13 protein-coding genes are annotated in these 18778 nt (G+C 65.4%); 6 read left to right on the forward strand and 7 right to left on the reverse strand.

The features are described from left to right. Positions 1-68: 68 nt before the first annotated feature. Complete coding sequence (locus F4827_RS06790; protein WP_183723079.1) at positions 69-2018, reverse strand: ATP-binding cassette domain-containing protein; 1950 nt, start codon at positions 2016-2018, stop codon at positions 69-71. Between the two features lie 216 nt (positions 2019-2234). Between F4827_RS06790 and F4827_RS06795 the strand changes: the two genes are divergently transcribed. Further along, complete coding sequence (locus F4827_RS06795; RefSeq protein ID WP_183723081.1) at positions 2235-2717, forward strand: glutathione peroxidase; 483 nt, start codon at positions 2235-2237, stop codon at positions 2715-2717. Between the two features lie 24 nt (positions 2718-2741). Here the strand turns inward: F4827_RS06795 and cls are convergent, their stop codons facing one another. The 6 genes from cls to dapC all read right to left on the reverse strand — a co-directional run bounded on the left by cls (position 2742) and on the right by dapC (position 9193). Next, positions 2742-4217: a cardiolipin synthase gene (gene cls / locus F4827_RS06800; RefSeq protein ID WP_183723083.1), complete on the reverse strand. Its 1476-nt coding sequence runs from the start codon at positions 4215-4217 to the stop codon at positions 2742-2744. A gap of 177 nt (positions 4218-4394) precedes the next feature. Next, positions 4395-5291, reverse strand: a complete 897-nt coding sequence (gene prmB / locus F4827_RS06805) for a 50S ribosomal protein L3 N(5)-glutamine methyltransferase (protein ID WP_183723085.1) — start codon at positions 5289-5291, stop codon at positions 4395-4397. 32 nt (positions 5292-5323) lie between these two features. Next, entirely contained in the window at positions 5324-6463 is a 1140-nt protein-coding gene (gene dapE, locus F4827_RS06810; protein ID WP_183723087.1) for a succinyl-diaminopimelate desuccinylase, read from the reverse strand. A gap of 154 nt (positions 6464-6617) precedes the next feature. Next, positions 6618-6986 (reverse strand): arsenate reductase, encoded by a 369-nt coding sequence (locus F4827_RS06815; RefSeq protein ID WP_167055900.1) that lies wholly within the window; start codon positions 6984-6986, stop codon positions 6618-6620. Beyond that, the gene (dapD, locus tag F4827_RS06820) at positions 6986-7813 is read right to left on the reverse strand and encodes a 2,3,4,5-tetrahydropyridine-2,6-dicarboxylate N-succinyltransferase (RefSeq protein ID WP_183723089.1); all 828 of its coding nucleotides are present in this window, start codon (positions 7811-7813) and stop codon (positions 6986-6988) included. The genes F4827_RS06815 and dapD overlap by 1 nt, the downstream gene beginning before the upstream one ends. 144 nt (positions 7814-7957) lie before the next feature. After that, on the reverse strand, positions 7958-9193 hold the full coding sequence (gene dapC / locus F4827_RS06825) for a succinyldiaminopimelate transaminase (RefSeq protein ID WP_183723091.1): 1236 nt from the start codon (positions 9191-9193) through the stop codon (positions 7958-7960). A 234-nt stretch (positions 9194-9427) separates the two neighbouring features. Between dapC and F4827_RS06830 the strand changes: the two genes are divergently transcribed. The 5 genes from F4827_RS06830 to def all read left to right on the forward strand — a co-directional run bounded on the left by F4827_RS06830 (position 9428) and on the right by def (position 18740). Beyond that, complete coding sequence (locus F4827_RS06830) at positions 9428-10576, forward strand: DMT family transporter (protein ID WP_183723093.1); 1149 nt, start codon at positions 9428-9430, stop codon at positions 10574-10576. A gap of 210 nt (positions 10577-10786) precedes the next feature. Next, the gene (gene smc, locus F4827_RS06835) at positions 10787-14305 is read left to right on the forward strand and encodes a chromosome segregation protein SMC (protein ID WP_183723095.1); all 3519 of its coding nucleotides are present in this window, start codon (positions 10787-10789) and stop codon (positions 14303-14305) included. Between the two features lie 179 nt (positions 14306-14484). Continuing rightward, positions 14485-15813 carry a cell division protein ZipA C-terminal FtsZ-binding domain-containing protein gene (locus F4827_RS06840; RefSeq protein WP_183723097.1) on the forward strand — a complete coding sequence of 443 codons (1329 nt, stop codon included), beginning with the start codon at positions 14485-14487 and terminating at the stop codon, positions 15811-15813. Between the two features lie 336 nt (positions 15814-16149). Then, a complete protein-coding gene (gene ligA / locus F4827_RS06845) occupies positions 16150-18210 on the forward strand; it encodes an NAD-dependent DNA ligase LigA (protein WP_183723099.1) in 2061 nt (686 codons plus the stop codon). After that, complete coding sequence (gene def / locus F4827_RS06850; RefSeq protein WP_183723101.1) at positions 18207-18740, forward strand: peptide deformylase; 534 nt, start codon at positions 18207-18209, stop codon at positions 18738-18740. Before ligA ends, def begins: the two co-directional genes overlap by 4 nt. Positions 18741-18778 lie beyond the last annotated feature (38 nt).

An 18778-nucleotide genomic window follows, 5' to 3' on the forward strand; every position in this document is an offset into this window, starting at 1 on the left:
GCTGGCTCCTGGCGATGGCGCTGACAACGGTTGAGAAAAGACGATCAGACGATCAGACGGGCCGACGATCAGCCGATCTGTTCGAGTTCCTCGTGGGCTTCGAGCCAGTCGGCTTCGAGCGCGTCGAGGCGCGACTGGACTTCCGCCTGACGGCGGATCGATTCGGTCAGCTTGCTCTTTTGCGCGGCTTCGTAGCTGGCCGGATCGGCGACGAACGCGTCCAGTGTGCTCTTTTCCGTATTGAGCGCGTCCATCTCTTTCTCGATTCTGGCGATCTTTTGCTGCAAGGGCTTTTTCAGGTGTCCCAGACGCTGACGCGTTTCCGCTTCCTGACGGCGCTGCTCCTTGCGGTTGACGCCGTCGTCACCGCTCGTCCCTGCGGCCGCATTCGCCGGGCCGCCGGCGGCCGCCTTGAGCGCTGCGCGCTGTTCGGCGGCGTGCTGGAGCAACCAGTCGCGATAGTCGTCGAGGTCGCCGTCGAACGGCTGCAGGCGGTGCCTGGCGACCAGCATGAACTGGTCCGTGGTGGCGCGCAGCAGATGCCGGTCGTGCGAGACCAGAATCAGCGTGCCTTCGAACTGCGCGAGCGCCATCGTCAACGCGTGACGCGTTTCCAGATCCAGGTGGTTGGTCGGTTCGTCGAGCAGCAGCAGATTGGGCTTCTGCCAGATGATGAGCGCCAGCGCCAGGCGCGCCTTTTCGCCGCCCGAGAACGGCGCGATGGGCGCGGTGGCCATTTCGCCTGGGAAGTTGAAGCCGCCGAGGAAGTCGCGCAGTTCCTGCTCGCGCGTGTCGGGCGCGAGCCGCGCGAGATGCTGGAGCGGCGTGTCGGCCGGACGCAGCGTTTCGAGCTGATGCTGCGCGAAATAGCCGATCTGCAGGCCCTTGCCGGTGCGCAACTCGCCCGAGAGCGGCGCGAGCGTGGCGGCGAGCGTCTTGATGAGCGTGGATTTGCCCTGGCCGTTCGCGCCGAGCAGGCCGATGCGCTGGCCGTTCTGGATCGACAGTGCGACGCCTTCGACGATGGGCGTCTCGCTGCCGTCTTCGGCGCGATAGCCGCAGCGCACGCGGTCCATCACCAGCATGGGATTGGGCGCGGAATCGGGCGTGCGGAATTCGAACGTAAAGGGCGACGTCGCATGAGCGGGTGCGATCAGCTCCATCTTCTCAAGCGCCTTGACGCGGCTTTGCGCCTGACGCGCCTTGGTGGCCTGCGCCTTGAAGCGGTCGATAAAGCTTTGCAGATGGGCGACGGTGCGCTGCTGCTTTTCGAACGCGCTTTGCTGGAGCGCGATCTGCTGCGCGCGCAGGATCTCGAACTGCGAGTAGTTGCCGCCGTAGCGCTTGATCTGCTGGTTTTCCAGGTGCAGCGTGACGTTGCAGACCGAATCAAGGAATTCGCGATCGTGCGAAATCACGATGAGCGTGCCGGGATAGCGATGCAGCCAGTCTTCGAGCCAGACGATGGCGTCCAGGTCCAGGTGGTTCGTGGGTTCGTCGAGCAGCAGCAGGTCCGAGCGGCACATCAGCGCCTGGGCGAGGTTCAGGCGCATGCGCCAGCCGCCCGAGAAGCTCGCAACCGGCTGGCGGGTCTGGTCCATCGTGAAGCCCAGACCAAGCAGCAGCGCTTCCGCTCGGGCTGGGGCGGTGTAGCCGTCGGCGTCCGCAAAGGCGGCGTGCGCTTCGGCTTCGGCGGCGCCATCGTGGGCCGCGGAGGCCGCGGCGATACGCGCCTCGATTTCGCGCAGCGGGGCGTCGCCGTCGAGCGTGTAGTCGAGCGCGTTCTTGTCGACGGCCGGGGTTTCCTGCGCGACGTGGGCGATCGACCACGAAGGCGGCATGGAGAAGTCGCCCGCGTCCGCGTGGAGCTGGCCGCGCAGCACGGCAAACAGCGTCGATTTGCCCGCGCCGTTCGCGCCGATGAGACCGATTTTTTCGCCCGGATTGAGGGTGAACGAGGCCTGATCGAAAAGCGGCTTGGTGCCGCGGGCAAGACTGAATTGATTGAAGCGGATCACGGGAGCGCCAGCGCAGACAAAACGTAAAACGCCATTTTAAACTGGCTCGCGCTTCGCCCGGCATCGGCCGAACGGCGAGTGCGTCATTGCGGCCGATTCGCAAACAAGTCGCCGGACATTCACCCGACGTTCACACTCGTTCGCTGGCCATCTGGCCAGGGTGCGGGCGGCAGGCTTTCTCACGTAGACTGGCACTTTCCTTTGGGGAGGAACCCGATGACCACGGTCTATTCGTTCACGGCGCAACCGCTTGGCGGTACGGCACCCGTGAGCCTCGAACAATACGCGGGCAAGGTCCTGCTGATCGTCAATACTGCCAGCGAATGCGGTTTCACGCCGCAGTACGCAGGCCTGCAAAAGCTCTACGACCAGTACGCCCCGCGCGGTCTCGCCGTGCTTGGCTTTCCGTGCAATCAGTTCGGCAAGCAGGAGCCGGGTGACGCCACGCAGATCGGCGCGTTCTGTGAAAAGAACTTCGGCGTGACGTTTCCGATGTTCGAGAAGATCGACGTGAAGGGTGCGAACGCACATCCACTCTTCAACTGGCTCACGGGCGAGGCGCCGGGGCTGCTCGGGCTCGAAAGCATCAAATGGAATTTCACGAAATTCCTGGTGGACCGCAGCGGCAAGGTCGTCAAGCGCTATGCACCGGTCACGAAGCCGGACGCCATCGCCGCCGATATCGAAAAGCTGCTGTAAAAAGCGCAGCAAAGGCGCACGTGCTCAGAGAATCGGCGAGAACAGGCGGGCAACATGCATCGCGATCTTGCGCCATGCCGGCGCATCGCGATACTCGCTGCGATCGATTTCCAGGCTCGCTTCGAAGTCGTGCAGCAGCATCGCCTCCACTTCCGAAGCGAAGCCCGCGTGAACCGTGAGCACCATGATCTCGAAGTTCAGGCGGAACGAGCGGTTGTCCAGGTTCGCGCTGCCAATGGCGGCCGCCGTATCGTCGATCAGCACGACCTTCTGGTGCAGGAAGCCCGGCTGATAGCGGAAGATGCGAATGCCCGCGCGCACGGCATCGTAGGCGTAGAGCGTGGAGGCTTCGAACACCACGTAGTGGTCGCGGCGGCTGGGGATCAGGATGCGCACGTCCACGCCGCGCAGCACCGCCAGCCGCAGGGCGGCGAACACGGCCGAATCGGGCACCAGATAGGGAGTGGTGATCCAGATGCGCGAGTTGGCCGCGTTGATCGCTTCCACGAAAAAAAGCGAGCAGGTCTCCTGACGATCGGCCGGGCCGGTGGGCATCACGAGACAGGCCATGTCGTCGCCGTCGAGGGCTTTGAGCGGCGGCGGCTCGCTGCCGGGCAGTTCCTGCGTGACCCAGTACCAGTCCTCGGTGAACGCGAACTGGATGTTGGCCACTACCGGGCCGCGCACTTCGATATGCGTGTCGCGCCACGGCGAAAGCGGCGGCTTGGCGCCCAGGTATTCGACGCCCACGTTGTGGCCGCCCACGAACGCGCGCTCGCCGTCCACCACGACGATCTTGCGGTGATTGCGGAAGTTGAGCTGGAAGCGGTTGACGAAGCGCCGTTTGGTCGAGAACGGATGCACTTCCACGCCGCCCGCGCGCAGGGCTTGCACATAGCTCGCTGGCAGATCGAAACTGCCGATGCTGTCGTAGAGAAAGTGCACGCGCACGCCGCGCGCCGCGCAGGCGAGCAGCAGGTCCTTGAGCATGTCGCCCAGCGCGTCGGCGCGCACAATGAAGAACTGCACGATGACATAGTGACGGGCCTGCTCGATGGCGTCGAAGATCGCCGAGAACGTGGCCTCGCCGTTCACCAGCGTACGCACCGCGTTGCCGGGCACGAGCGGCATGCCGCCCAGGTGCGAGAGCGTGCGGATCACGCGTGGGTTCAGTGCGTCGCGGCGCTCGGCTGGTCCGTGCGTGCTGGCGGCCAGCCGGTCGCCGGATTCGTTCCCAGGCTGTCCCAGATCCGGCGCGTGCGCGCGCGAGCGCAGTGTTTCATTGCGCAGCCGCCGGGCGTCCGCGTAGCCCGCGAATTTGCTGCGGCCAAGAAACAGATAGGGGATCAGCGTGAAATAGGGCATCGTCGCGAGCGAGACGGCCCACGCGATCGCGCCTTGCGAGGTGCGGGTGACGAGGATGGCGTGACACGCTGCGATCAGTCCGAGCAGATGGACGATGGCGAGCAGGGTGCCGAGAGTTGACCAGTCGAATCGCATAAAGACGCGGGACGCTCCTGAAGCCTGTCGTAAGCCGGGAAGCGTCCATCTTACCGAAGCCGGCGCAAACAGGGCTCACCTGCTTGCCCGTCAGTACGGCGCCTGCGTCAACCTCGCGCGCCGCAGGGCGACGCGCGAGTGTCTGCCAGCGTGGCTGGCGGCGCGCCAAACCGGCATTTAAACCGGCAGGTCGCAGGCCTGGATCAGGAACACCTGATCGTCGCCGGCGCTCGTCGAGAGCCAGACGAGGTCGAGGCCGCCAAACGCGGCTTCGACGTTTTCACGCTCGTTGCCGATCTCGACCACCAGCACGCCGTTGTCGGTGAGCCAGTTGCGCGCTTCCTTGACGATGCGGCGCACGATGTCCATGCCATCCGACCCGCCCGCCAGCGCCATTTCTGGCTCGTGGCGATATTCGGGCGGCAGCGCGTCCATCGAGGCGGCGTTCACATACGGCGGATTCGTGATGATGACGTCGTAGCGGCGCTCGGGCAGCGGCGTGTAGAGATCGCCCTCGAATAGCGCGATGCGCTCGTCGAGTTCATGCTCGTGCACATTGCGCTTCGCCACTTCCAGTGCGGGCGCGGACAGATCGACGGCGTCGATATCGGCATTCGGGAAGGCGTGCGCCGCGAGAATGGCGAGGCTCGCCGAACCGGTGCAGAGTTCGAGCACGGCGGTGACCTGTTCCGGGTCTTCGACGTACGGCTGCAGACCGTCCGCTAGCAGTTCGCCGATGAACGAACGCGGCACGATCACGCGCTCGTCCACGTAGAAGCGCAGGCCGTGCATCCACGCTTCCTGCGTGATGTAGGCGGCGGGCACGCGCTCGGTGGCGCGGCGCTCGATCACGGCGAGCACCTTGTCGATTTCCTCGGGCGCGAGACGCGCGTCGAGGAACGGGTCGAGCAGGTCGAGCGGTAGATGCAGCGAGTGCAGGATCAGGTATGCGGCTTCGTCGTAGGCGTTGCTCGAACCGTGGCCGAATGCGAGCTGTGCGGCGGAGAAACGCGAGACGCCGTAGCGCAGCAGATCGCGCACGGTGCTAAACGTCGTGGAAAGCGGATGGGTCATAGTGTGGACTCCAGCGTGAGCGCTCGTAGCGCTTACGCGATCAGTTGTTCGAGCACGCGGCGGTACACGTTCTTGAGCGGGTCGATGAACTTCACCTCGATGTGCTCATCGATCTTGTGAATGCTGCCGTTGGGCGGGCCGAATTCCACGACCTGCGAGCACATGCGCGCGATGAAGCGGCCGTCGGACGTGCCGCCCGTGGTGGACAGTTCGGTCGTCACACCGGTTTCGTCGAGGATCGCCTTTTCGAGCGCGTTCGACAGGTCGCCGCGCGGCGTGAGAAAAGGCAGGCCGCTTACGCTCCAGTGCAGATCGTATTCGAGACCGTGCTTGTCGAGGATCGCATGCACGCGCTGTTGCAGGCCCTCCACCGTGCTCGCGGTGGAAAAGCGGAAGTTGAACAGCACGTCGGCGTGGCCGGGGATCACGTTGCTCGCGCCCGTGCCGCTGTGCAGGTTCGAAACCTGCCAGGTGGTGGGCGGGAAGTATTCGTTGCCGTCGTCCCATTTTTCGGCGACGAGTTCGGCCAGCGCTGGCGCCAGCAGATGCACGGGATTCTTCGCCAGATGCGGATAGGCAATATGGCCTTGCACGCCCTTGACGATGAGTTTGCCCGACATCGAGCCGCGGCGGCCGTTCTTCACGCAGTCGCCAAGCGTCGCCGACGAAGTCGGTTCGCCGACGATGCAGTAATCCATCTTTTCGCCGCGCGCCTGCAGCGCTTCGACCACCTTGACGGTGCCGTCGGTGGCGGGGCCTTCCTCGTCGCTGGTGATGAGGAAGGCGATCGCGCCGCGATGTTGCGGATGGGCGGCGACGAACTCTTCGCTGGCCACCACGAAGGCGGCGAGCGAGGTCTTCATGTCGGCGGCGCCGCGGCCATAGAGAACGCCGTCACGGTGATGGGGTTCGAACGGCGGCGAGCTCCACTGTTCGAGCGGGCCGGTCGGCACGACGTCGGTGTGGCCCGCGAAGGCGAGCAGCGGGCCGTCGGTGCCGGCCACGCCGCGTTTGACGGCCCACAGGTTGGTCACGCCGTTGGATTCGATCGTTTCGCACGCGAAGCCGAGCGCGCTGAGGCGTTCGGTCATGATGCGCTGGCAGTGCTGGTCGTCGGGCGTCACGGACGCGCGCGCGATCAGGGCTTCAGTAAGGGCGAGGGTGGCGGACATGGAGGGACCGTTTGGGACCGTTTGGTACCGTTTGCAAATGAAAATGCCGGCGCCGCTGACGGGTCAGGGGCCGGCAACAGCATGTGACGGCGCGATGTCCGAGGTGCGCGATTTGCGTGGCGCGCTCATCGGACTCACGCCTTGAGCCTCGACTTCAGGCAAAAATCGCTTCGAGCTGCTCGGCGGCGAAACCGAGCGCCTTGACGCGGCCATTCACGGCGATCACCGGACGCTTGATGATCGACGGCTTGTGGCTCATCAGCGCAATCGCGCCGGCAGTGGAGTCGGCTTCGGCCTTGTGCACTTCGGACAGGCCGCGCCAGGTCGTGCCGCGCTTGTTGATCAGCTGATCGAGCGACACATCCTTGAGCCAGTCCTGCACCAGCGCGTTCGACACGCCGGCCTTCTTGAAGTCGTAAAACTCGAACTCGATGCCGTGCTCTTCCAGCCACACCCGGGCCTTCTTCACGGAATCGCAGTTCGGAATGCCGTAGACGACGACAGTCTTTGCGGCCTTCGCCATCAGTCGCCTCGCAGCAGCTCGTTCAGGCCGACCTTGGCGCGGGTCTTGGCGTCGACCTTCTTGACGATCACGGCGCAGTACAGGCTGTGCGAGCCGTCCTTCGAGGGCAGGTTGCCCGCGACCACGACCGAGCCAGCCGGGATGCGGCCGTACGAGATTTCGCCGGTTTCGCGGTCATAGATCTTGGTCGACTGGCCCAGGTACACGCCCATCGAGATCACCGAGTTTTCTTCGACGATCACGCCTTCCACGACTTCCGAACGCGCGCCGATGAAGCAGTTGTCTTCGATGATGACCGGGTTGGCCTGCAGCGGCTCAAGCACGCCGCCGATGCCGACGCCGCCCGAGAGGTGCACGTTCTTGCCGATCTGCGCGCACGAACCGACGGTTGCCCACGTGTCGACCATGGTGCCTTCATCGACGTAAGCGCCGATGTTGGTGTACGACGGCATCAGCACGACGTTCCTGCCGATGAACGAGCCACGGCGCGCGATGGCCGGCGGCACGACGCGGAAGCCGCCTGCGGCGAAGTCTTCGGCCGTGTAGTTGGCGAACTTCGAGGGCACCTTGTCGAAGAATTGCGTGAAGCCGCCAGCGGCCATCGGCGCGTTGTCTTCCAGACGGAACGACAGCAGCACGGCCTTCTTCACCCACTGGTTGACGACCCAGTCGCCGTCCTTCTTCTCGGCGCAGCGCAGCGCGCCTTTGTCCAGCTCGGCGATAACGTGGGCGACGGCTTCACGCACGTCGTTCGGCGCGGACTTGGGCGAGAAGTCGGCGCGGTTTTCCCAGGCGGTGTCGATGATCTGCTGAAGTTGTTGCGACATGGTGGTGATTTCGTGAGAGTTCGGTGAAAAATCGCGGTAAAAAGCGCACCGCAAGAGCGTGATCGGCAAAGCCCGCGCGGCAGGGCGCACGGGCGGGAGAGCGGTTTGCGCTGCTGTAGCAGTACGAGCAGCTGTTCAAACAGCTTATGGCTGCTGTTTGGCTTCGAGCGAGCGGCAGAAGTCGACGATGCGCTTCGCGCCCTCGATGCACTCCTCGACGTCGGCGACGAGCGCGAGGCGCACAAAACCGGCGCCGGGATTCGTGCCGTGCGCTTCGCGCGCGAGATACGAGCCCGGCAGAACGGTCACATTATAGTCGGCGTAGAGGCGCTGGGCGAACGCGTCGTCCGTGAGGCCCGTGCGTGCGACGTTGGCCCAGAGGTAGAAGGCCGCGTCGGGCAGCTTGACGTCGAGCACCTCGGCAAGCATGGGCGTGACGGTCGAGAACTTCTTCACGTACTGCGCGCGGTTCTCGCGCACGTGCTGCTCGTCGCCCCAGGCGGCGATGCTGGCGGATTGCCAGACCGGCGACATCGCCGAGCCGTGATAGGTGCGGTACAGCAGGAATTGCTTGAGGATGGCCGCGTCGCCGGCTACGAAGCCCGAGCGCATGCCAGGCGCATTCGAGCGCTTGGACAGGCTCGACAGCATGACGAGGCGCTCGAAGCCACGGCCCAGCTGGTGCGCGGCTTCCAGACCGCCAAGCGGCGGCTTCGACTCGTCGAAGTAGATCTCCGAATAGCATTCGTCGGAGGCAATCACGAAGCCGTATTTGTCCGAGAGCGCGAACAGTTCGCGCCAGTCGTCGAGCGTGAGCACCGCGCCCGTCGGGTTGCCCGGCGAGCAGACGAACAGCAACTGCGTGCGCGCCCAGACGTCTTCCGGCACCTGCGAGTAGTCGCAGGCGAAGTTGCGGGCCGGATCGCTGTTGACGAAGTACGGCTGCGCGCCCGCGAGCAGGGCGGCGCCTTCGTAGATCTGGTAGAACGGGTTCGGGCAGAGTACGATCGGCCGCTTTGCCGGATCTTTCGCGCCCGCCGTGGGATCCACCACCGCCTGCGCGAGCGCGAACAGCGCCTCGCGCGAGCCCGACACCGGCAGCACCTGGGTAGCGGCGTCGACTGCGGGCAGGCTGTAGCGCCCGCTCACCCATTTCGCGATCGCCTCGCGTAGCGCGGGCGTGCCACCCGTGGCCGGATACACCGACAGACCGTCGAGCGAAGCGACGATGGCGTCGCGGATCAGCGCGGGCGTCGGATGTTTCGGCTCGCCGATCCCGAAGCTGATGTGGCGCAGGCCGGCATTCGGCGTGACGTCCTTGAAGAGCGCGCGCAGCTTTTCGAAGGGATAGGGCTGGAGGGTGTCGAGTAGCGGATTCACTGGCTTGGCGGGCGTATTGGGCGGGGACGGCGTGGCAGCGCAAGCGGGCGTGGCGGGACCGCAAACGGTCGCTTGCGGCGCGGGCTGCTGCGTCTGGAAAACCCGAATTATAACTTGGCGTGATGCGCACGTCGGGGCCGTCAGGCGCGGGCCGCGCGCTCATAGACGATATAAAGGACGGACATAAAGCATGCAATCGACGAAGTGGACGCGGCGCATCGCGCGGCAAGTGCAATGAACGCCAGCCTGAAGGCCGGCTGGCCGACACTCGCCATCCTGATCGGTGCTTCCGTGTGGGGCGTGATCTGGTATCCGCTGCGCACGCTCGCGAGCTTTGGGCTGACTGGCACCGCCGCGGGGGCCGCCACCAGCGCGGCGGGCTGCCTGTTCGTGCTGCTGCTGCGCCGCCGCTCGATCGCCACGGTGCGCTGGCACTGGCTGTTGCCGATGCTGGGTCTCGCGGCCGGCGTGACCAATATCGGCTTCGTCTGGGGCGCGATCCACGGCGAAGTGATGCGCGTGCTGCTGCTGTTCTATCTCACGCCGGCATGGACCGCGATCTTCGCCCACTTCATCCTGCATGAACGCCTGTCGTGGTCGGGCGCGGCGCTCGCGGGGCTGTCGCTGCTGGGTGCGGTGATGATGCTGTGGTCGCCGAGGCTTGGCGTGCCGTTGCCGGGCAGCGCGGCGGAATGGGCCGGACTGGTGGCGGGGATGGGTTTCGCGATGAGCAATGTGCTGGTGGTCAAGACGAGCCGCGTACTGCCGCAGATGAAACCCGAAATGCGCACGGCGGTGATCTTTGGCGGCGCGGCCGTTTTCGGCGCGCTGGCCGCGTGCTTCGAGCCGCTGCCGGTGCTTCACGCGGGCGAGCCGGTCGAGCAGATCGTGTTGCTGGTGCTGGTGCTCGGCCTGCTGCTCAGTTCGAACAATATGCTCGTGCAATACGGCCTGGCGCGCGTCCCTGCGAACCGCGCGTCGATCATCATGCTGTTCGAAATCGTCGTGACGGCACTGTCGTCCTGGCTGCTCGCCGGGGAAACGCCGGGCCCGCGCGAATGGGCGGGCGGCGCGTGCATCGTGCTGGCTTCGCTGCTGTCGAGCTGGGTGCATCGCGCGCAGGATGCTAAACGTGAAAATCGGCCAGACGCGCCGCCTGCCCACGAAAGCGCCGACGCCAGCGCGATCGCGCACGCCCAGACAAGCCGTATCGACGAAACCGTCGACGCGGGCAGCGATCGGCGCGATCGGCGCGATCACGGCTCGAAAGCGGCCGCCCACGCCGATCACGCCGCGGAACAACCCGAAAGTGCCGCGAAAGACAGCGCCGCACCCGATGCCACGCTGCGCAGCGGGCGGAATGGCTCACGTGCGATGGTATGATTGCCGCTGATCCTCGCCGGCCGTCTCGCGCAGGCAGTGTATGAAGCGCGTGGTGCGGCGAGCCGTGGCGGCTGCCCGAGATGCTGGATGTATGCCTGATGCGGCGCGCCGCGCCGTCGTGCGACCGGTCCGACGGTCGGCGGCGCGCGGCCTGCGACCAGCGGCGCGGGCGGTCCCGTTCACTCTTCCTATTCCAACAGCGATATCGCCGTGCGTCTGACCTCGATTAAACTCGCTGGCTTCAAATCATTCGTCGATCCCACGCATTTCCAGGTTCCGGGCCAACTCGTCGGAGTGGTCGGGCCGAATGGCTGTGGCAAATCGAACATCATCGACGCCGTGCGCTGGGTGCTCGGCGAATCCCGCGCCTCCGAACTGCGCGGCGAGTCGATGCAGGACGTCATTTTCAACGGTTCCACGGCGCGCAAGCCCGGTAGCCGCGCAAGCGTCGAACTCGTGTTCGACAACGCGGATGGCCGCGCCGCCGGCCAGTGGGGCCAGTATGCCGAAATCGCCGTCAAGCGCGTGCTCACGCGCGACGGCACGTCCAGCTACTACATCAACAACCTGCCGGCGCGCCGCCGCGACATCCAGGACATCTTCCTCGGCACGGGACTGGGCCCACGCGCTTACGCGATCATCGGGCAGGGCATGATCGCCCGCATCATCGAAGCCAAGCCCGAAGAGCTGCGCGTGTTTCTCGAAGAAGCCGCAGGCGTGTCGAAGTACAAGGAACGCCGCCGCGAAACCGAAAACCGCCTGCACGACACGCGCGAAAATCTCACGCGTGTGGAAGACATCGTGCGCGAGCTGTCGACCAATCTGGAGAAGCTCGAAGGTCAGGCCGTGGTGGCCACGCGTTATCGCGAACTGCAGGCCGATGGCGAGGAAAAGCAGCGTCTGCTGTGGCTGTTGCGCAAGAACGAAGCAGCGGCCGAGCAGCAGCGCCAGCAGCGCGCGATCGAGCAGGCGCAGATCGACCTCGAACGCCACACAGCGCAGTTGCGCGAAGTCGAAGCGCAGCTCGAAACGCTGCGCGTCGCCCACTATTCGGCCAGCGACGCCATGCAGGGCGCGCAGGGCTCGCTCTACGAAGCCAACGCGGAAGTCAGCCGCCTCGAAGCCGAAATCAAGTTCATCGTCGAGTCGCGCAACCGTGTGCAGGCGCAGATCGCCGCGCTCACCGCGCAGCGCGAGCAATGGCAGGTTCAGGCGCAGAAGGCCCAGGACGACATCGAAGACGCCGAAGAGCAACTGGCGATGGGCGAGGAAAAGGCCGCTGTCGCGGAAGACGAGGCGGCCGCGAAGCAGGAAGCCTTGCCCGCGCTGGAAAACCGCTGGCGCGATGCGCAATCGCAACTGAACGAAGAGCGCGCGGGCATCGCGCGCACCGAGCAGGCGATCAAGCTCGAAGCCGCGCATCAGCGCAACGCCGACCAGATGCTTCAGCAGCTTCAGCAGCGCGAAGAGCGCCTGAAGTCGGAAGCAGGCGGCCTCGACGCGCCCGACGAAGTGCAGCTCGAAGAGTTGCGCATGCAACTGGCGGAGCAGGAAGAGATCCAGCGCGATGCTCAGGATCGTCTGTCCGATGCGCAGGAAACTGTGCCGCGTCTGGATGCGCAGCGCCGCGCCGCGCACGAACGCGTCAACGCGGAAAGCGCGCAGACGCACCAGCTCGAAGCGCGTCTGGCGGCGCTCAAGCAGTTGCAGGAAAACGTCCAGACCGAAGGCAAGATCCAGCCGTGGCTCGAACGTCACGAACTGGGTGCGCTGCCGCGTCTGTGGAAGAAGCTGCACGTGGAAGCCGGTTGGGAAACCGCGCTCGAAGCCGTGCTGCGCGAGCGCCTCGCTGCGCTCGAAGTGTCGAATCTCGACTGGGTCAAGGCGTTCGCCAGCGACGCGCCGCCCGCCAAGCTCGCGTTCTATGCGCCGCCGCTTGCGGCTGCCACGTCCGCTGCGCCTGCCGGCTTTACGCCGCTGCTCTCGCTCGTGCGTATCGACGATGCGGGCCTGCGTGCGGTGCTGACCGAATGGCTCGGCACGACCTTCGTTGCTGCCGACCTTGCCGAAGGTCTCGCGAAGCGCGCGCAACTGCCCGAGGGCGGCGTGTTCGTGGTGAAGGCGGGCCATATGGTCACGCGCGTCGGCGTACAGCTTTATGCCGCCGATTCTGAGCAGGCCGGCATGCTGGCGCGCCAGCAGGAAATCGAAAATCTCACGCTGCAACTGCGCGCCCAGGCGCTGCTTGCCGACGAGGCGCGTACCGCCGTAGTGCGCGCCGAAGCCGCGCACACCCAGGCGGCCCAGCAGCTCGCCGAATTGCGCCAGCAGGCCGAACGCGCCACGCAGCGCGTGCACGCGCTGCAGATGGACGTGCTCAAGCTGACCCAGGCGCATGAGCGCTACACGGCGCGCAGCACCCAGATCCGCGAAGAGCTCGAAGAGATTCGCGCGCAGATCGAAGAGCAACGCGCGCTGCGTGCGGAGTCGGAAGCGAATTTCGAGCGTCACGACACCGAACTCGCCGAATTGCAGGCGCGCTTCGAAGACAATCAGCTCGCGTTCGAGGCGCTCGACGAAGAACTCGGTGCGGCGCGCAACCAGGCGCGCGATCTCGAACGCGCGGCCGGCGATGCGCGTTTCGCGGCGCGCAACATGGCTAACCGCATCGAAGAGCTCAAGCGCAACGTGCAGGTCGCGCACGACCAGAGCGAGCGTGTGGCCGCGTCGCTCGAAGACGCGCGCGCCGAGCTCGAAACCATCAACGAGCAGACCGCGCACACGGGTCTGCACGACGCGCTGGAAATCCGCGCCGAAAAGGAAGAAGCGCTGCGCAACGCGCGCGCCGAACTCGACGATCTGAGCGCGAAGCTGCGTGCCGCCGACGAAACGCGCCTGAACGCCGAACGCGCGCTGCAGCCGCTGCGCGACCGCATCACCGAATTGCAGTTGAAGGAACAGGCCGCGCGCCTGAACGGCGAGCAGTTCGTCGAGCAGCTTCAGGCGGCGGGCGTGGATGAAATTGCGCTGCAGGAAAAGCTCACGCCGGATCTCAAGGCGCCCTATCTGCAAGGCGAAGTCACGCGCATCAACAACGCGATCACGGCGCTCGGTCCGGTCAATATGGCCGCGCTCGACGAACTGGCCGCCGCGAAGGAGCGTAAGACCTTCCTCGACGCGCAGTCGGCCGACCTGACGAGCGCGATCGAAACGCTCGAAGACGCGATCCGCAAGATCGACCAGGAAACGCGCACGCTGCTGCAAGGCACGTTCGATCAGGTGAACCATCATTTTGGCGAGCTGTTCCCGCGCCTGTTCGGTGGCGGCCAGGCGAAGCTCATCATGACCGGCGACGAGATTCTCGACGCGGGCGTGCAGGTGATGGCGCAGCCGCCTGGCAAGAAGAATTCGACCATTCATCTGTTGTCGGGTGGCGAGAAAGCGCTCACGGCGACGGCGCTGGTGTTCGCGATGTTCCAGCTCAATCCGGCGCCGTTCTGTCTGCTGGACGAGGTGGATGCGCCGCTCGACGACGCCAACACGGAACGCTTCGCGAACCTGGTGCGCGCGATGTCCGACAAGACGCAGTTCCTCTTCATTTCGCACAACAAGATCGCGATGGAGATGGCGCAGCAGTTGATCGGCGTGACGATGCAGGAGCAGGGCGTGTCGCGGATCGTGGCCGTGGACATGGAAACGGCCGCGGGTTTCGCACAGAATATCGGCTGAGCGATTCAGAGAACGAAGTTAGAGAACTAAGTTAGAGAACTAAAGGACGGCGCGCGGTGCGCGCGCGGCAGCGCCTCAGGAAGGCGGCCGGCGCACAGGGCCGCGACGCCACGCTTGCGCAAGGCGCATTGGCACAGGCCGGTGCGCGCCGCCGGAAAAGAATTGCAGATGGAGCATGCATGGATCAGTTGACTCTCGGGTTGATCGGCGCTGGCGCCGTAGTCGTCGGGGGCGTGGTGGTATACAACGCGTGGCAGGGCGCCAGGGTGCGCCGTCGCATGCCGCGCCCGATGCCCGAGGAAGCGGTCGAGTCGCCGCAACGCGACGACCTGCAGGAGCCGAGCCCGTTTATCGAGCCGGCGCGCGCACCGTCGCGGCGCGAGCCTTCGCTGGCGGCCGCCGGAACCGAGGAGACTGTCGAGCGAGTGGAGCCGGGCTTCGGCACGGCCGCGCCCGCTGACACTCCGGTTGATATCCAGGCCGAAAACACCTCGCCGAACGGTTTTGCCGAAACCGAAGCCGCCCACGCGCAAGGCGAGATGCCCGTCGTGGCGCAGGCCGAGTCGGGTGAGCACGGTGGCGCGGCCGCACCTTCAGAACAGGCCGCAGCGCATCAACCGACTCCCGTAAGTGAAGACGAACGCGTCGAGCCCGTGCTGCCCGCCGCGACGACGATTTCCTCGGCGCCGCCCGCGATCGTGGACCGCCGCATCGACTGCATCGTGCCGATCCGTCTGGGTGCGGTGCTGCCGGGCGAGCGCGTGATTCCGCTCGCGCAACGCCTGCGCCGCGCGGGCAGCAAGCCCGTGCACATCGAAGGCAAGCCGGAAGGCGGCGACAACTGGGAGCTGCTGCAAAACGGCGTGCGTTACGAAGAACTGCGCGCCGCTGCGCAACTCGCGAACCGTAACGGCCCGCTCAACGAGCTGGAATTCTCGGAGTTCGTCGCGGGCGTGCATCAGCTTGCCGATGCGCTCGACGGCCTGCCCGAATTTCCGGATATGACCGAGACGGTCGCGATGGCGCGCGAACTTGATGGCTTCGCCGCGCAATGCGACGCGCAGCTCTCGATCAACGTGCTGTCGGACGGCGCACCGTGGTCGGCGAATTACGTGCAGGCGGTGTCGGCCCAGGACGGCCTGCTGCTTTCGCGAGACGGCACGCGTTTCGTGAAGCTGGACGCGAAGCAAAGCCCGGTCTTCATGCTGCAGTTCGGCGACACCAATTTCCTGCGCGATGATCTCACCTACAAGGGCGGCCAGATGATCACGCTGATCCTCGATGTGCCGGTGGCCGACGAGGACATCCTGCCGTTCCGCCTGATGTGCGACTATGCGCGTTCGCTCGCGGAGCGCATCGGCGGGCGCGTGGTGGACGACCAGCGCCGCCCGCTGCCGGAATCTGTGCTGCAGAACATCGACAAGCAACTGATGACGCTTTACGCGAAGCTCGAACAGGCCGGCATTCCTGCGGGTTCGGCGGCGACTCGCCGCTTGTTCAGCCAGTAAGCCTGGCCGCACTTCAGCGTGCGCAAAAGGCGCGGTGCCATCAGGGCGCCGCGCCTTTTTTCTTAGGGGCGTGCGGCGGCCGGATGGGTACGCAAGCGGGGTTGGTGACGTATTCATCTGGCATTCACGAATGAGGTTGCATGCGTGTGACGGGGCTTTCACGGTCGCATCCGACACGCGCCCGGTCAATGGCCTCGCGCCAACGTTAGCCATCCGGCCAGGAGGTTCGTGCGACCCGTTCGGCGGCGCACGAAGTTAGCCGTTCGGCCGATGCGGCAGGCGCGGCTTCCTGAGATAATCTGTCTCCTGAATCACTCGTCAGAAGCCGCAACCCGCATGGTCCGTCATCCCGCCCGTCCCCCCGAAGCATCCTCCGCGACCGAGCGCGCGGCGTGGCTGCGCGCCGAACTTGAGCGCGCCAATCACGCGTACTACGTGCTCGACCAGCCGGATCTGCCCGACGCGGAATACGACAAGCTGTTCCGCGAGCTGCAGCAGATCGAATCCGCACATCCCGATCTGATCACGCCCGATTCGCCTACCCAGCGCGTGGGCGGCGAGGCATCGGCCGGCTTCGAGCCGGTCGTGCACGACGTGCCGATGCTCTCGCTCAACAACGGTTTCGCCGACGAAGACATTGCCGCGTTCGACAAGCGCGTGCACGAGACACTCGGCAAAGCCGAAGGCGATCAGGTTGATTACGCCTGCGAACTCAAGTTCGACGGACTGGCCATTTCGCTGCGCTATGTCGACGGCGTGTTCGTGCAGGCTTCCACGCGCGGCGACGGCACGACCGGCGAGAACGTCACCGAAAACGTGCGCACGATCCGCTCGCTGCCGCTGCGCCTGAAAGGCAAGCGCGTGCCGAAGGTGCTCGACGTGCGCGGCGAGGTGCTGATGTTCCGCCGCGATTTCGCGCGCATGAACGAGCGCCAGCGCGAAGCCGGCCAGAAGGAGTTCGCCAATCCGCGCAATGCGGCGGCGGGCAGTCTGCGCCAGCTCGATTCGAAGATCACCGCGCAGCGTCCGCTGTCGTTCTTCGCGTACGGCATCGGAGTGCTTGAAGGCGAGCCGATGCCCGCCACGCACGCCGAACTGCTCGACTGGTACGCCGAAATGGGCTTGCCGGTGAACAGCGAGCGTGCGGTCGTGAAGGGCGCGCAAGGTCTGCTCGAATTCTTCCGCGCCGTGGGCGAGAAGCGCGAGAGCCTGCCGTACGACATCGACGGTGTTGTCTACAAGGTCAATCGCCGCGACGAACAGGATGCGCTTGGCTTCGTCTCGCGCGCGCCGCGCTTCGCGCTGGCGCACAAGTTCCCGGCCCAGGAGGCGCTCACGAAGCTGCTCGCCATCGACGTGCAGGTGGGGCGCACGGGCGCGATCACGCCGGTTGCGCGGCTGGAGCCGGTGTTCGTGGGCGGCGCGACCGTCACCAACGCCACCTTGCACAACGAAGACGAAGTGCGCCGCAAGGACATCCGCATCGGCGATACCGTGATCGTGCGCCGCGCGGGCGATGTGATTCCCGAAGTCGTGAGCGCGCTGCTGGAGCGCCGCCCCGAAGACGCGCGGGAATTCGTCATGCCCACGGAATGCCCGGTGTGCGGCTCGCGCATCGAACGTTTGCCGGACGAGGCCATCGCGCGCTGCACGGGCGGCCTGTTCTGCCCGGCGCAACGCAAGCAGGCGCTCTGGCATTTCGCGCAGCGCCGCGCGCTCGACATCGACGGTCTGGGCGAAAAGATCATCGACCAGCTGGTTGAGCAGAACCTCGTGCGCACGCCCGCGGATCTCTTCAATCTGGGCTTTGCCACGCTCGCCCAGCTTGATCGCATGGCCGATAAATCGGCGCAAAACCTGCTCGATTCGCTGGAAAAAGCCAAGTCCACCACGCTCGCGCGCTTCATCTACGCGCTGGGCATTCGTCAGGTGGGCGAATCCACCGCGAAAGATCTGGCCAGATACTTCGGTTCGCTCGACCCGATCATGGATGCGAGTATCGAGCAATTGCTCGAAGTGAAGGATGTGGGCCCGATCGTGGCGGAATCGATCCACCAGTTCTTTGCGGAAGAACATAACCGCACCGTGATCGAGCAACTGCGCGCGCCGGGCAAGGTCACATGGGTCGAAGGTCCGCCTGCGCCGAAGGCGCCGGTCGGGGTGCTCGCGGGCAAGACGGTTGTGCTCACAGGTACCCTGCCAACGCTCACGCGCGACGCGGCGAAGGAAATGCTGGAAGCGGCCGGCGCGAAGGTGGCCGGATCGGTGTCGAAGAAGACTGACTACGTGGTGGCGGGCGCCGACGCAGGCAGCAAGCTTGCAAAAGCCGAGGAACTCGGCTTGCCGGTGCTCGACGAAGAAGGGTTGCACAAGCTCCTGGAGGGGCATTCAACATGATTCGCGAAATTCTCAGGATGGGCGATCCTCGCCTGCTCGGCATCGCCAGACCCGTCGATCATTTCGACACGCCGCAACTGCACGAGCTGATCGCCGACATGTTCGACACCATGCACGCGGCCAACGGCGCGGGCCTGGCCGCGCCGCAGATCGGCGTGGATCTGCAGGTAGTGATCTTCGGCTTCGAGCAGAACGAGCGCTATCCGGAAGCGCCGGCCGTGCCGCAAACGGTGCTGATCAACCCCGTCATCCATCCGCTTTCGCACGATATGGAAGAGGGCTGGGAAGGCTGTCTGTCAGTGCCGGGCATGCGCGGCGCGGTAAGCCGCTATTCGATGATCCGCTACAACGGCTACGACCAGTACGGCAAGCCGATCGAGCGCGTCGCGGAAGGTTTCCACGCGCGCGTGGTGCAGCACGAGTGCGATCATCTGATCGGCAAGCTGTATCCGATGCGGATCACGGATTTTTCGAAATTCGGCTTTACCGAAGTGCTGTTCCCGGATCTCGATCCGAATAGCGACGACTGATCTGGCGGCGAAGTAGCGTCGGTCGACCAACGCGACAC

It is taken from the genome of Paraburkholderia bannensis, from assembly GCF_014200455.1.
In the GTDB taxonomy this organism is placed as follows: domain Bacteria; phylum Pseudomonadota; class Gammaproteobacteria; order Burkholderiales; family Burkholderiaceae; genus Paraburkholderia; species Paraburkholderia bannensis_A.